10 protein-coding genes are annotated in these 12415 nt (G+C 65.3%); 6 read left to right on the top strand and 4 right to left on the bottom strand.

The features are described 5' to 3' along the window. Positions 1 to 3444 (bottom strand): response regulator, encoded by a 3444-nt coding sequence (locus N4G42_RS22195; RefSeq protein WP_260668747.1) that lies wholly within the window; start codon positions 3442 to 3444, stop codon positions 1 to 3. 196 nt (positions 3445 to 3640) lie between these two features. Between N4G42_RS22195 and ubiA the strand changes: the two genes are divergently transcribed. Next, a complete protein-coding gene (gene ubiA, locus N4G42_RS22190; protein WP_260668746.1) occupies positions 3641 to 4534 on the top strand; it encodes a 4-hydroxybenzoate octaprenyltransferase in 894 nt (297 codons plus the stop codon). 43 nt (positions 4535 to 4577) lie between these two features. On the opposite strand, the gene proC is transcribed toward ubiA, so the two are convergent. The 3 genes from proC to N4G42_RS22175 all read right to left on the bottom strand — a co-directional run bounded on the left by proC (position 4578) and on the right by N4G42_RS22175 (position 7910). After that, positions 4578 to 5423: a pyrroline-5-carboxylate reductase gene (proC, locus tag N4G42_RS22185; protein ID WP_260668745.1), complete on the bottom strand. Its 846-nt coding sequence runs from the start codon at positions 5421 to 5423 to the stop codon at positions 4578 to 4580. Positions 5424 to 5630: 207 nt separating this feature from the next. Next, positions 5631 to 7124 (bottom strand): glycerol kinase GlpK, encoded by a 1494-nt coding sequence (glpK, locus tag N4G42_RS22180; RefSeq protein ID WP_260668744.1) that lies wholly within the window; start codon positions 7122 to 7124, stop codon positions 5631 to 5633. 21 nt (positions 7125 to 7145) lie between these two features. Beyond that, the gene (locus N4G42_RS22175) at positions 7146 to 7910 is read right to left on the bottom strand and encodes a DeoR/GlpR family DNA-binding transcription regulator (RefSeq protein WP_056065359.1); all 765 of its coding nucleotides are present in this window, start codon (positions 7908 to 7910) and stop codon (positions 7146 to 7148) included. 235 nt (positions 7911 to 8145) lie between these two features. On the opposite strand from N4G42_RS22175, the gene N4G42_RS22170 reads away from it, so the two are divergent. The 5 genes from N4G42_RS22170 to N4G42_RS22150 are packed head-to-tail and all read left to right on the top strand — an operon-like array spanning position 8146 to position 12411. After that, positions 8146 to 9237: an ABC transporter ATP-binding protein gene (locus N4G42_RS22170; protein ID WP_260668743.1), complete on the top strand. Its 1092-nt coding sequence runs from the start codon at positions 8146 to 8148 to the stop codon at positions 9235 to 9237. A gap of 1 nt (position 9238) precedes the next feature. Continuing rightward, positions 9239 to 10330, top strand: coding sequence for an ABC transporter ATP-binding protein (locus N4G42_RS22165; RefSeq protein ID WP_260668742.1), 1092 nt, complete (start codon positions 9239 to 9241; stop codon positions 10328 to 10330). A gap of 58 nt (positions 10331 to 10388) precedes the next feature. After that, positions 10389 to 11285: a carbohydrate ABC transporter permease gene (locus N4G42_RS22160; protein WP_056065369.1), complete on the top strand. Its 897-nt coding sequence runs from the start codon at positions 10389 to 10391 to the stop codon at positions 11283 to 11285. Further along, entirely contained in the window at positions 11278 to 12090 is an 813-nt protein-coding gene (locus N4G42_RS22155; RefSeq protein ID WP_121941179.1) for a carbohydrate ABC transporter permease, read from the top strand. Before N4G42_RS22160 ends, N4G42_RS22155 begins: the two co-directional genes overlap by 8 nt. Positions 12091 to 12102: 12 nt before the next feature. Further along, the gene (locus N4G42_RS22150; protein ID WP_056065375.1) at positions 12103 to 12411 is read left to right on the top strand and encodes a DUF2160 domain-containing protein; all 309 of its coding nucleotides are present in this window, start codon (positions 12103 to 12105) and stop codon (positions 12409 to 12411) included. The last annotated feature ends 4 nt before the right edge of the window (positions 12412 to 12415 follow it).

Raw genomic sequence — 12415 nt, 5'->3', positions numbered from 1 at the left:
CTACTTGGGCATCCACACCCGCACCAGGGACAGCAGCTTCTCCACGTCCAGCGGTTTGGCGATGTAGTCATTGGCCCCGGCGGCCAGGCATTTTTCCTGATCGTCCTTCATGGCCTTGGCGGTCAGCGCGATGATGGGCAGGCGGCGCCACTCGGGGCGGTTGCGGATCTCGCGCATGGCGGTGTAGCCGTCCATCTCCGGCATCATGATGTCCATCAGCACCAGGTCAATCGCAGGGTGGCCGCCGCTGCCGGCGCGCTCCAGCGCCTGCAGGGCCTCCCGGCCGTTGCGCGCAATCTCCACGCGGATGCCGGTGGGCTCCAGGATGCTGGAGAGCGCAAACACGTTGCGCACATCGTCTTCCACCACCAGCACGTTGCGGCCTTCCAGGGCGGTCTCGCGGTTGCGGGCCACCTGCAGCATCTGGCGGTGCTCGGCCGACAGCTCCGACTCCACCTGGTGCAGGAACAGTGTGACTTCATCCAGCAGCCGCTCGGGGGAGCGCGCGTCCTTGATGATGATGGACTTGGAGAACCGGCGCAGCTGCTGCTCCTCGTCGCGCGACAGGGCGCGGCCTGTGTACACGATGACGGGCGGGAAGGAGACGCCGTCCTGCTCCGTCATCTGCTGCAGCAATTCGTAGCCGCTCAGGTCGGGTAGGTTCAGGTCCATCACCATGCAGTCAAAGGTGGATCCGCGCAGGTGCGCCAGCGCCTCGGCTGCCGTGCCGGCGCCCACGATCTCCACGTCGTCGTTGGTGAGCAGGTGGCGCACGCTCTCGCGCTGGCGTTCGTCGTCTTCCACCACCAGCACGCGCCGCAGGTTCTGGGTGAACTTGGCTTCCAGCCGCTGCAGGGCATGCACCAGTTCGTCGCGCTTGACGGGCTTGAGGGCGTAGCCCACGGCGCCCCGGCCCAAGGCCTCTTGCGAGTAATCGGCCACCGAGACCACGTGTACCGGGATGTGGCGGGTGGCCGGGTTGCGCTTGAGCTGGTCGAGCACGCCCAGGCCCGAGAAGTCGGGTAGGTTCACGTCCAGCACGATGGCGCTGGGCAGGCTGTGTATCGCATAGGCCAGGCCGTCGGCCGCGTTGTGGGCCAGGTGGCAGTCAAAGTCCATTTCCCGCGCCAGGTCGCTCAGGATCTGCGCAAAGCGCACGTCGTCCTCAATCACCAGAATGCTGCGCGCGCTCGCGCGGCGCGGGGCTGCGGGTGCGGTGGGGGCCGCCTCGGATGGCAACGCGGGAGCCGAAGGAACCGGTACGACGACCGGTGCCGCCGTGTGGGCTGGAGCTGCCGCCGCCAGCAGTGCTGCCGGCGCAGCTTCAGGCGACGAAGGCACCAGCTTCTGGGGCAGGACCAGCGTGAAGACGCTGCCTTCCCCCGGCGTGCTGTGCACGTGGATGGAGCCTCCCAGCAGCTGCGCCAGATCGCGCGAGATCGACAGGCCCAGGCCTGTGCCGCCGTATTTGCGGTGGGTGCTGCCATCGGCCTGGCGGAAGGCTTCGAAGATCAGTTCCTGCTGGTGCGCCGGAATGCCGATGCCGGTGTCCTTGACGGCAAACGACAGCGTGTCGTTCGGGTTGCGCGACACATGCAGCGCCACCGAGCCTTTCTCGGTGAACTTGAGCGCGTTGGAGAGCAGGTTCTTGAGCACCTGCCCCAGGCGCTGCGGGTCGGTGTCCAGCATGGCGGGTGCGTCGGGCGCGACGGTGGCCGTGAGCGTCAGGCCCTTCTCTTGCGCCAGCGGGCGCAGCGGGTCGATGAGGGTTTGCAGTGCCTTGGACAGCGTCACCGTTTCCACCGACACGGTGGCCTGGCCGGCCTCGATCTTGGACAGGTCGAGGATGTCGTTGATGAGGGCCAGCAGGTCGTTGCCCGCCGCGTAGATGGTCTGCGCGTACTTCACCTGTTCGGCGCTCAGGTTGCCTGGCTTGTTGTCGGACAGCAGTTTGGCGAGGATCAGGGTGGAGTTGAGCGGTGTGCGCAGCTCGTGGCTCATGTTGGCCAGGAACTCGCTCTTGTACTGGCTGGCCAGCTCCAGTTCGCGCGCCTTGTCCGTCATGGCGCTTTGGGCGCGCAGCAGTTGCTCGCGCTGGTATTCCAGCTGCTGGGTCTGCGCCTCCAGGTGGGCGTTGGTCTGCTCCAGCTCGGTCTGCTGCACCTCCATCTGGGCCTGCGACTCTTGCAGGATGCGGCTTTGCTGCTCCAGCTCCTCGTTGCTCACACGCAGCTCTTCTTGCTGGGTCTGCAGCTCCTCGGACTGGCGCTGGGTTTCTTCCAGCAAGGCTTCCAGGCGGTTGCGGTCAATCCCAGCGCGGATCGCCACCGCCAGAATGCCCGAGGCGCGTTCCATCAGGGTGCGCTCGGGCTCGGTCACCGGGCGATGAAAGCCCAGCTCGATCACGGCAAACACTTCGCCGTTCTCGATGGCAGGCGCCAGCAGCAGTTCGGTCGGTGCGGACTGGCCCGTGCTGGACGACACCATCAGGTGCCCGGCGGGCACATCGCGCACATGCAGCATCTGGCGCGAGCGCGCGACTTGGCCCACCAGGCCCTCGCCGGGCAGCAGGCGCTGCTCCAGCCGTTCGCGGGGCAGGGCGTAGCCACCAAACAGGGTGAGCGCGCCGTTGCAGTCGGCCACATAGCCTGCCCCTACGGCCGCGCGCAGGTATTGCGCCAGGTATTCAAGCGTGAGCTGGCCCAGGTCCTCCAGCCGGTGGTCGCCCTGGATGCGCTGGCTCAGCCCGTTGAGGCCGGCCGCCACCCACGACTGCTGCGCCTTGAGCCGGTACTCCCGTGCATTGGCGGCGGCCGACAGGCAGATGAGCACCAGCAGCACGAACGAGCCGCCCCAGGAGTAGTAGGTGGACATCGAGGCCGCTTCTACCCACTGCTTGCGGTCACTTTCCAGCTGCTGGTTCAGCAGCGTGGACAGGTCCGACGCCAGGTCGCGGATGCGGTCCATCAGCACCCGGCCGGCATCACTGCGGGTCACGGCCACGGCGGCCTCCTGGCCTTTGGAGCGGCGCAGTTCAATGGTCTCGCCCAGCTCGCGCAGTTTTTCGTGGCGCAGGTCATCGATCTGCAGCACCAGGCGGCGCTGCACGGCGCTGTCGTCCGTCAGCTCCTTGAGGCGCGCCATGTTGCGCTCCATGGCGCCCAGGGACAGGTTGTAGGGCTGCAGATAGGTGTCGTCCCCCGTCAGCAGATAGCCGCGTTGCCCGGTCTCGGCGTCTTTCAGCGAAGACACGAACAGGTTGAGGTGGCGCATGGTCACCGTGGTCTCGTCCATGGCTTCCACCGCTTGCGCGCGCACCTGGGCGGTGCGGAAGTTCACCAGCGCGATCAGCACCGTGGCGAGGGCAGCAATCACAAATCCCACCAGCATTCCGCGGGGGACAGCAAAACGCGTGGCGGCCTGGGAGGTCGATGTATGGGGCATGCGTGGGTGCCCCAGGGGGCGGTGCGTTGGCGGAACGAGCGGAGACTTTAACGGGTTTTGTGCTCGCGCTGGGGCTGTTACCTGGCCCCGGGGATGCGTGCCCCAGTCGCGGCGCTGCTGCTACATTCTGTGCGCCCGTGGCCCGCCACCCGCCGCAGCGTCTTGCTGCGGAGCCTGCTCTTGTAATGGTCCCATCATGTCGTCGTCCCCTGTTTCCCCCCGCAGCCGTTTTTCGCTCTATCTCGACCTGATCCGCTGGGACCGCCCCGCTGGCTGGCTGGTGTGCCTGTGGCCCACGCTGAGCGCGCTCTGGATTGCGGCCGACGGCTTCCCGGGCTGGCACCTGCTGGCGGTGTTTGTGCTGGGCACCATCCTCATGCGCAGCGCGGGCTGCTGTGTGAACGACGTGGCCGACCGCGACTTTGACAAACACGTTAAGCGTACTGCGCAGCGCCCGGTCACCACCGGTGCGGTGTCGGTGAAGGAGGCTCTGGGCCTGGGGGCGCTGCTGGCGCTGGTGTCATTTGGCCTGGTGCTCACCACCAACACCGCCGCCATCGCCTGGTCGGTGCCCGCCGTGCTGGTGGCCATTGCCTACCCGTTCACCAAGCGCATCATCTCCATGCCCCAGGCGGTGCTGGGCATTGCGTTCAACTTCGGCATCGTCATCGCGTTTGCCGCCGTGCAGGGCAGCGTGCCTGCGGTGGCGTGGTGGATGTGGCTGGGCAATATGTTCTGGGTGCTGGCCTACGACACCGAATACGCCATGGTGGACCGCGACGACGACCTCAAGATCGGCATCAAGACCTCGGCCATCACCCTCGGGCGGCTGGATGTGGCCGCCATCGTGGTGTTTTATCTGCTTTTCTTGGGTATTTGGGCGGTAGTGCTACAACCGTATGCCTTGGGCGCTATATTTTATGTAGCGCTTGCGGTGGCGCTGGCCCAGGCCGTGTGGCACTTCACCCTGATCCGCACCCGCACCCGCGAGGGCTGCTTCAAGGCGTTCCGCATCAACCACTGGCTGGGCGCCACGGTGTTTGCGGGCATTGCGGGCAGCTATCTGGTGCGGGTGGTGCTCACAAATTAATAGCAGTCAGCGCTTGATCGACTAGCGCTACCGCCCCAAAACATCAAGATCCGAACTCGTTGCCGAGTTCGTTGGCACGCTTTTCGGCAGCGCGCATGGCGGCCTCGAACGCCTGCGACACGCCGCTGGCTTCCATCGACTGCAGGGCGGCATAGGTGGTGCCGCCCTTGGAGGTGACCCGTTCACGCAGCACGGCCGGGGGTTCATGGGAGCGGCGGGCCAGCTCCGAGGCGCCCACAAAGGTGCCCACGGCCAGCTGGTGCGCCTGCGCTTCAGTCAGGCCCATGCCCACACCAGCGCGCGTCATGGCTTCGAGGAAATAGAACACATAGGCCGGGCCCGAGCCTGAGAGGGCGGTGACAGCGTCCAGCTGGGTCTCGCTCTCTACCCACAGGAATTCGCCGGTGGACGCCATGATGGCCTCCACGCTCTGGCGCTCGGCGCTGGTCACGGCGGGGCGTGCGTAGATCGCGCTCATGCCCTTGCCCACCAGCGCGGGCGTGTTGGGCATGGTGCGCACGATGCGCTCGGTGCCCAGCCACTGGGCGATGCTGTCCGAGCGGATGCCCGCCGCCACGCTCAGGTGCAGGGCCTGCTGGGTGTGTGCCTTGGCCTGCGCGGCGGCGTCCTTGAAGGTCTGGGGCTTGACGGCCCAGACCACGATGCTGGCGCGCTGCAGTGCGGCGCCCGCCTCGGGCTGCGCCGTGAGTCCAAAGTTCTTGAGCAACGCCTCGCGCGTGGGGGCGTAGGGCTCGACCACCTCGATCTGGCTGGCCGGGTGGCCCTGGCGGATCAGCCCGCCGATGATGGCGCTGGCCATGTTGCCGCCGCCGATGAAGGCGATGGTAGGGAGTTGGGAGTTTGCTGCGGCGGAAGCGGAGGAGGTCATGCTACGGTCAGGCGAGAAAGGGAGGCGCCATGGTAGCGCCGGAGACCTGTGATTGTCCGAATGGCCTGCGCAACTGGCGCGGCCCATGCCAGTGCTCCCGCGCAAGGGCCGCCAGCATTCCCAGGTAGGGGCGCTGGGAGCGTCCCCCCGCCCGCAACGCGCAGCGATGCGAGAGCGGTGGAAGGCGCCGAAGGCGACTCAGGGGGGCTACTCTGCAACAGTTTGGCGCACGGCGTGTTCCCAGTCCGCCATCAGCTCCTGTGCACGCGCGCTGCCGAGCGTGGGCACAAAGCGGCGGTCGGCGCGCCACAGCCGCGAGAGTTCATCCGTGCTGCGGTACACGCCGCTCGACAGCCCCGCCAGGTAGGCCGCGCCCAAAGCGGTGGTCTCGATGACTGCAGGCCGCACCACCGGGATGCCCAGCAGGTCGGCCTGGAACTGCATCAGCAAGTCGTTGATGCAGGCGCCGCCGTCCACACGCAGCTCGCTCACCGGGGCGCCGCCGGCGGCCACGGCGTCGCGGCTCATGGCCAGCAGCAGGGCGGCGCTCTGGTAGGCAATGCTTTCGAGCGCCGCGCGCGCAATGTGGCCCAGCGTGGTGCCACGCGTGAGGCCCGTGATGGTGCCGCGTGCGTCAGGCTTCCAGTAGGGCGCGCCTAGGCCGGTGAAGGCGGGCACCATCATCACGCCGCCCGAATCGGGCACGCTTTGGGCCAGTGACTCCACCTCGTTGCTGGTGGAGATGGCGCGCAGCCCGTCGCGCAGCCACTGCACCACCGCGCCGCCGACAAACACACTGCCTTCCATCGCAAATTCAGGTTGCGCCGTCGCCTGCGCTGCGCTGGTGGTGAGCAGGCCGTTCTGCGAGGTCTGGAACGTGCCGCCCGTGTGCATGAGCATGAAGCAGCCCGTGCCATAGGTGTTCTTGGCCATGCCGGCGGTGAAGCAGGCCTGGCCGAACAGCGCGCTTTGCTGGTCGCCCGCCACGCCGCCAATGCGGATGGCGTGGCCCAGCAGGTCGGCCGCGATGTCGCCAAAGTGGGCGCTGGACGGCAGCACCTCGGGCATCAGCGCCTTGGGAATGCGCAGCAGCGCCAGCAGCTCGTCGTCCCACTGGTTGGTGTGCACATTGAACAGCATGGTGCGCGAGGCGTTGCTCACATCCGTCACGTGCACTTTGCCGTGGGTGAGTTTCCACATCAGCCAGCTGTCCACCGTGCCAAAGGCCAGCTCGCCGCGCTCGGCCGCTTGCCGCGCGCCGGGCACATGGTCCAGCATCCACTGCAGTTTGGTGCCTGAGAAGTAGGCGTCCACCAGCAGGCCGGTCTTGGCCTGGATGGTGGCGGCATGGCCTTGTTCGCGCAGCTGGGCGCAGGCGGGTTCGGCGCGCCGGTCCTGCCACACGATGGCGTGGTGCACGGGCTGCCCGGTTTGGCGGTTCCACAGCACGGTGGTTTCGCGCTGGTTGGTGATGCCGACAGCGCGTATGTCGCTGGCCGCAATGCCCGCCTTGGCCAGCGCATCGCGCGCGGTGGTGATCTGGGTGCGCCAGATCTCCAGCGGGTCGTGCTCCACCCAGCCGGGCTGGGGGTAGATCTGCGGCAGCTCCAGCTGCGCCTGCGCCACGATGTGGCCGCTTTCGTCAAAAACGATGCTGCGGGAGCTGGAGGTGCCTTGGTCGAGAGCGAGCAGGTAGGTCATGAGGGCAAAGGATAGGTGAAGCTATGCAGCTACCGTGCAGATGACTTCAGCATCTTGCAGAAGGGCGGGGAAGGGCTCGGGCGGTGGTGCATCGGTGAACAGGCGGTCGATCTGCGCCAGCGTGGCCAGTTGCACCATCGCCGGGCGGTTGAATTTGCTGAAGTCGGCTGCCAGCCAGACCTCCCGCGCGTGCTCGATGATGGTTTGCGCCACCTTCACCTCGCGGTAGTCGAAGTCGCGCAGCGACCCGTCCGGCTCGATGCCTGAAATGCCGATGAGCGCAATGTCCACCTTGAACTGGCGGATGAAGTCCACCGCCGCTTCGCCCACGATGCCCCGGTCACGGGCGCGCACCACGCCGCCGGCCACGATGACCTCGCACTCGGGGTTGCCGCTCAGGATCGCGGCCACATTGAGGTTGTTGGTGATCACACGCAGGCCCCGGTGGTGCAGCAGCGCCTTGGCAATGGCCTCGGTGGTGGTGCCGATGTTCAGGATCAGCGAGCAGTCGTTGGGCACCTGTTCCGCCACGGCGCGCGCAATGCGCGCTTTGCCTTCGGCATGCAGGTTTTCGCGCTGGGTGTGCGCCAGGTTCTCCACCGTGGAGCTGGGCACGCGCACGCCGCCATGAAAGCGCGTGAGCAGTCCCGACTCCGCCAGGCGCTGCACATCGCGGCGCACCGTCTGCAGCGTGACCCCCAGGGTGTCGGCAAGTTGTTCCACCGTGGCGGACTTGCGCGCGCGCACTTCTTCGAGGAGTTGGAGTTGGCGGGGATTGGTGTTCACGGTGGGGTGTTGTGCGCAGTGTTATGTCACCGAATCGTAACGAATCTGAAACATTCGCTTTGGTGCCCGGTGGCACGCTAAAGACTGTAAATCGAACAAAAACGAATTGATTAAGGGTAAACCTTGATTCGATTCGAACAAAAAGGAACAAAAATGAAAAAGATCGAAATTTGAGGGCTGCCGTGCGTGTGTGCAGCCCTTTCACACAGGCCTCAGGGCCGGAAGAGGATGCTTCATGCAGCTGGCGTTGGACAGCATCAGCAAAAAAGTCGGGGCGCAGACCTGGCTGTACGACATGAACCTGTCGCTGCAGCCCAATGCCGTGACGGTATTGCTGGGAGCGACCCAGGCGGGCAAGACCAGCCTGATGCGCATCATGGCCGGGCTGGATACGCCCACGTCGGGCACCGTCAAGGTCGATGGTGTGGATGTGACTGGCATGCCCGTGCGCGACCGCAATGTGGCCATGGTGTACCAGCAGTTCATCAACTACCCCTCGATGAAGGTGGCGGCCAACATTGCGTCGCCCCTGAAGCTGCGCGGTGAAAAGAACATCGACGCCAGGGTGCGTGAGATCGCGAGCCGCCTGCACATTGACATGTTTCTGGATCGTTACCCGGCCGAACTCTCCGGCGGGCAGCAGCAGCGTGTGGCGCTGGCGCGTGCGCTGGCCAAGGGTGCGCCGCTGATGCTGCTGGACGAGCCGCTGGTGAACCTGGACTACAAGCTGCGCGAAGAACTGCGCGAGGAGTTGACCCAGCTGTTTGCCGCCGGCCAGTCCACCGTGGTCTATGCCACCACCGAGCCGGGCGAGGCCCTGCTGTTGGGTGGCTACACCGCAGTGCTCGACGAAGGTCAGCTGCTGCAGTATGGCCCCACCGCCGAGGTGTTTCATTCCCCCAATTCGCTGCGTGTGGCGCGCGCTTTCAGCGACCCGCCCATGAACCTCATTGCTGCCTCGGCGGCCCCTTCCGGGGTGCGTCTGCAGGGTGGGGTGGAGCTGGTCGTGCATCTGCCGCAAGGGGTGGCCACGGCCGCAGGGCTCACGGCAGGCGTGCGCGCCAGTGCGCTGCGCGTGGTGGCCCGCCCGGGTGACATCAGTGTGGGCGGAGTGGTCGAGCTGGCCGAAATTTCGGGCTCCGACACCTTTGTGCACGCGGCCACACCCTGGGGTGACCTGGTGGCGCAGTTGACCGGTGTGCATTACTTTGAACTGGGCACGCCGATCACGCTGCACCTGGACCCTGCCCAGGTCTATGTGTTTGGTGCTGATGGCCGACTGGCTTGGGCGCCCGCACGGCCCGCTACTGCACAAGGAGGTCGCTGACATGGCCCGCATCAGCCTGGACTTGGCGCATTCGTACAAGCCCAACCCGCAGCAGGACGGCGACTACGCGCTGCTGCCTTTGAAGATGGAGTTCGAGGACGGTGGTGCCTATGCGCTGCTCGGCCCCTCGGGCTGTGGCAAGACCACCATGCTCAACATCATGTCGGGCCTGCTCGTGCCGTCGCACGGCAAGGTGCTGTTTGACGGGCGTGACGTGACGCGCGCCAGCCCGCAAGAACGCAACATTGCCCAGGTGTTCCAGTTCCCGGTGATCTACGACACCATGACGGTGGCCGAGAATCTGGCCTTCCCGCTGCGCAACCGCAAGGTGCCCGAGGACCAGATCAAGCAGCGTGTGGGCGTGATCGCCGAGATGCTGGAAATGAGCGGCCAGCTCAACCAGCGCGCGGCGGGCCTCGCGGCCGACGCCAAGCAGAAGATCTCTCTGGGCCGTGGACTGGTGCGCGCCGATGTGGCGGCCGTGCTGTTCGACGAACCGCTCACGGTGATCGACCCGCACCTCAAGTGGCAGCTGCGCCGCAAGCTCAAGCAGATCCACCACGAACTCAAGCTCACGCTGATCTACGTGACCCACGACCAGGTGGAGGCGCTGACCTTTGCCGACCAGGTGGTGGTGATGACGCGCGGCAAAGCCGTGCAGGTGGGGTCGGCCGATGCCTTGTTCGAGCGGCCTGCGCACACTTTCGTGGGGCACTTCATTGGCTCGCCAGGCATGAACTTCTTGCCTGCGCACAGCGAGGGCGACAGTCTCACCGTGGCCGGGCACCGCCTGGCCAGCCCCGTGGGCCGTGCGCTGCCAAACGGTGCCCTGCAGGTCGGCATCCGGCCCGAATACCTGGCGCTGGCCCAGCCGCAGCAGCCGGGCGCATTGCCTTGCAAGGTGGTGCAAGTGCAGGACATCGGCACCTATCAGATGCTGACCGCCAAGGTGGGCGAGCACACCGTCAAGGCGCGCTTCACGCCCGAGACGCGGCTTCCATCGGCCGGTGACACGGCATGGCTGCAGGTGCTGGGAACCCACACCTGCTTCTACCAGAACGAGCAGTTGCTGACCGCGGAGGTCGCACCATGAGCGCCGCCCGGCCGCCCGAAGGCGCTCAGCACCGCAGTGCGCAGCACGGAGGTTTCCAATGAGTACCACGACCAAACCCGTGAACCAGAAGGCCTGGTTCCTGATCCTGCCCGTGATTTTGTGTGTGGCCTTCTCGGCCATCCTGCCGCTGATGACGGTGGTGAACTACTCGGTGCAAGACATCATCAGCCCCGAGCGTCGCGTCTTCGTGGGCACGGAATGGTTCGTACAGGTGATGCGCGACGAGGAACTGCACGCCGCGCTGCTGCGCCAGCTCACCTTCTCGCTGGCCGTGCTGGCGGTGGAGATTCCGCTGGGCATCCTGCTGGCACTGTCCATGCCTGCGCAGGGCTGGAAGTCGTCCGCCGTGCTGGTGGTGGTGGCGCTGTCGTTGCTGATCCCCTGGAACGTGGTGGGCACCATCTGGCAGATCTATGGCCGTGCCGATATCGGCCTCATGGGCAGGCTGCTGCAAGAGGTGGGCATCGAATACAGCTACACCGGCAACGCCACACAGGCCTGGCTCACGGTGCTGCTGATGGATGTGTGGCACTGGACGCCGCTGGTCGCGCTGCTGGCCTTTGCCGGGTTGCGCTCCATCCCCGACGCGTACTACCAGGCGGCACGCATCGATGGCGCCAGCAAGTTCGCGGTGTTCCGCTACATCCAGCTGCCCAAGATGCGTGGCGTGCTGATGATTGCGGTGCTGCTGCGCTTCATGGACAGCTTCATGATCTACACCGAGCCGTTCGTGCTGACCGGCGGCGGGCCGGGCAATGCCACCACGTTCCTGAGCCAGTACTTGACGACCAAGGCCGTGGGCCAGTTCGACCTGGGCCCTGCCGCAGCGTTCTCGCTGATCTATTTCTTCATCATCCTGCTGCTGTGCTTCATCCTCTACAACTGGATGCAGCGCGTGGGTACCGCCAGCAACGAAGGAGCCGGCCATGAATGAAAAGCGCTTCCAGAAGCGGTCGATTTTTCTCGTTGCCTACCTGGTCTTCGCCGTGTTGCCCATCTACTGGATGGTCAACATGAGCTTCAAGACCAACGCGGAGATTCTCTCGACGTTCTCGTTTTTTCCCCAGCATTTCACGTGGGACAACTACAAGACCATCTTCACCGACGAGTCCTGGTATTCGGGCTACATCAACAGCCTGATCTATGTGGGCATCAACACGGTGATCTCGCTCACCGTGGCGCTGCCCGCTGCTTATGCCTTCAGCCGCTACCAGTTCCTGGGCGACAAGCATGTGTTCTTCTGGCTGCTGACCAACCGCATGACACCGCCCGCCGTGTTCCTGCTGCCGTTCTTTCAGCTCTACACCACCGTGGGGTTGATGGACACGCACATTGCCGTGGCACTGGCACACCTGCTGTTCAACGTACCGCTGGCGGTGTGGATTCTGGAAGGCTTCATGAGCGGTATTCCGCGCGAGATCGATGAGACGGCCTATATCGATGGCTACAGCTTTCCGCGCTTTTTCATGACCATTTTCCTGCCGCTCATCAAGGCTGGTGTGGGTGTGGCCGCGTTCTTCTGCTTCATGTTCAGCTGGGTCGAGCTGCTGCTGGCGCGCACGCTGACCAGCGTGAATGCCAAGCCCATCGTGGCCACCATGACGCGCACCGTGAGCGCCTCGGGCATGGACTGGGCGACGCTGGCCGCCGCTGGCGTGCTGACCATCGTGCCGGGTGCGATCGTGATCTGGTTTGTTCGCCACTACATCGCAAAAGGCTTTGCGATGGGGCGGGTTTGAGGAGGCAGCGACATGTTTGATTGGATGGCCTGGACGCTGCCCGTGGCAGTGTTCTTCATTTGCATCGTGCTGATGCTGATCGGTATGACGGTGTGGGAGATCAAGTCACCCACGACGATGCGCAAGGGTTTTTTGCCGCTGGAGACAACGCGCGGTGATCGGCTGTTCATTGGGCTGTTGTCGGCGGCCTACGTGAATCTGATTTTTGTCGGCGTCAGCGGCAAGCTGGCCCAGTGGTTCAGCCTGCAGGGCGACCCGTCGATCTGGATCAGCTTTGTGTTGTCGATGGCGCTGCTGCTGCTCATCCTGCGCAAGGGGTGAGGTG

The organism is Acidovorax sp. K2F (assembly GCF_025246485.1).
In the GTDB taxonomy this organism is placed as follows: Bacteria; Pseudomonadota; Gammaproteobacteria; order Burkholderiales; family Burkholderiaceae_C; genus Acidovorax; species Acidovorax delafieldii.
The sequence above is the reverse complement of the archived record's forward strand: the minus strand, read 5'-3'. Positions and strand labels throughout refer to the sequence as shown.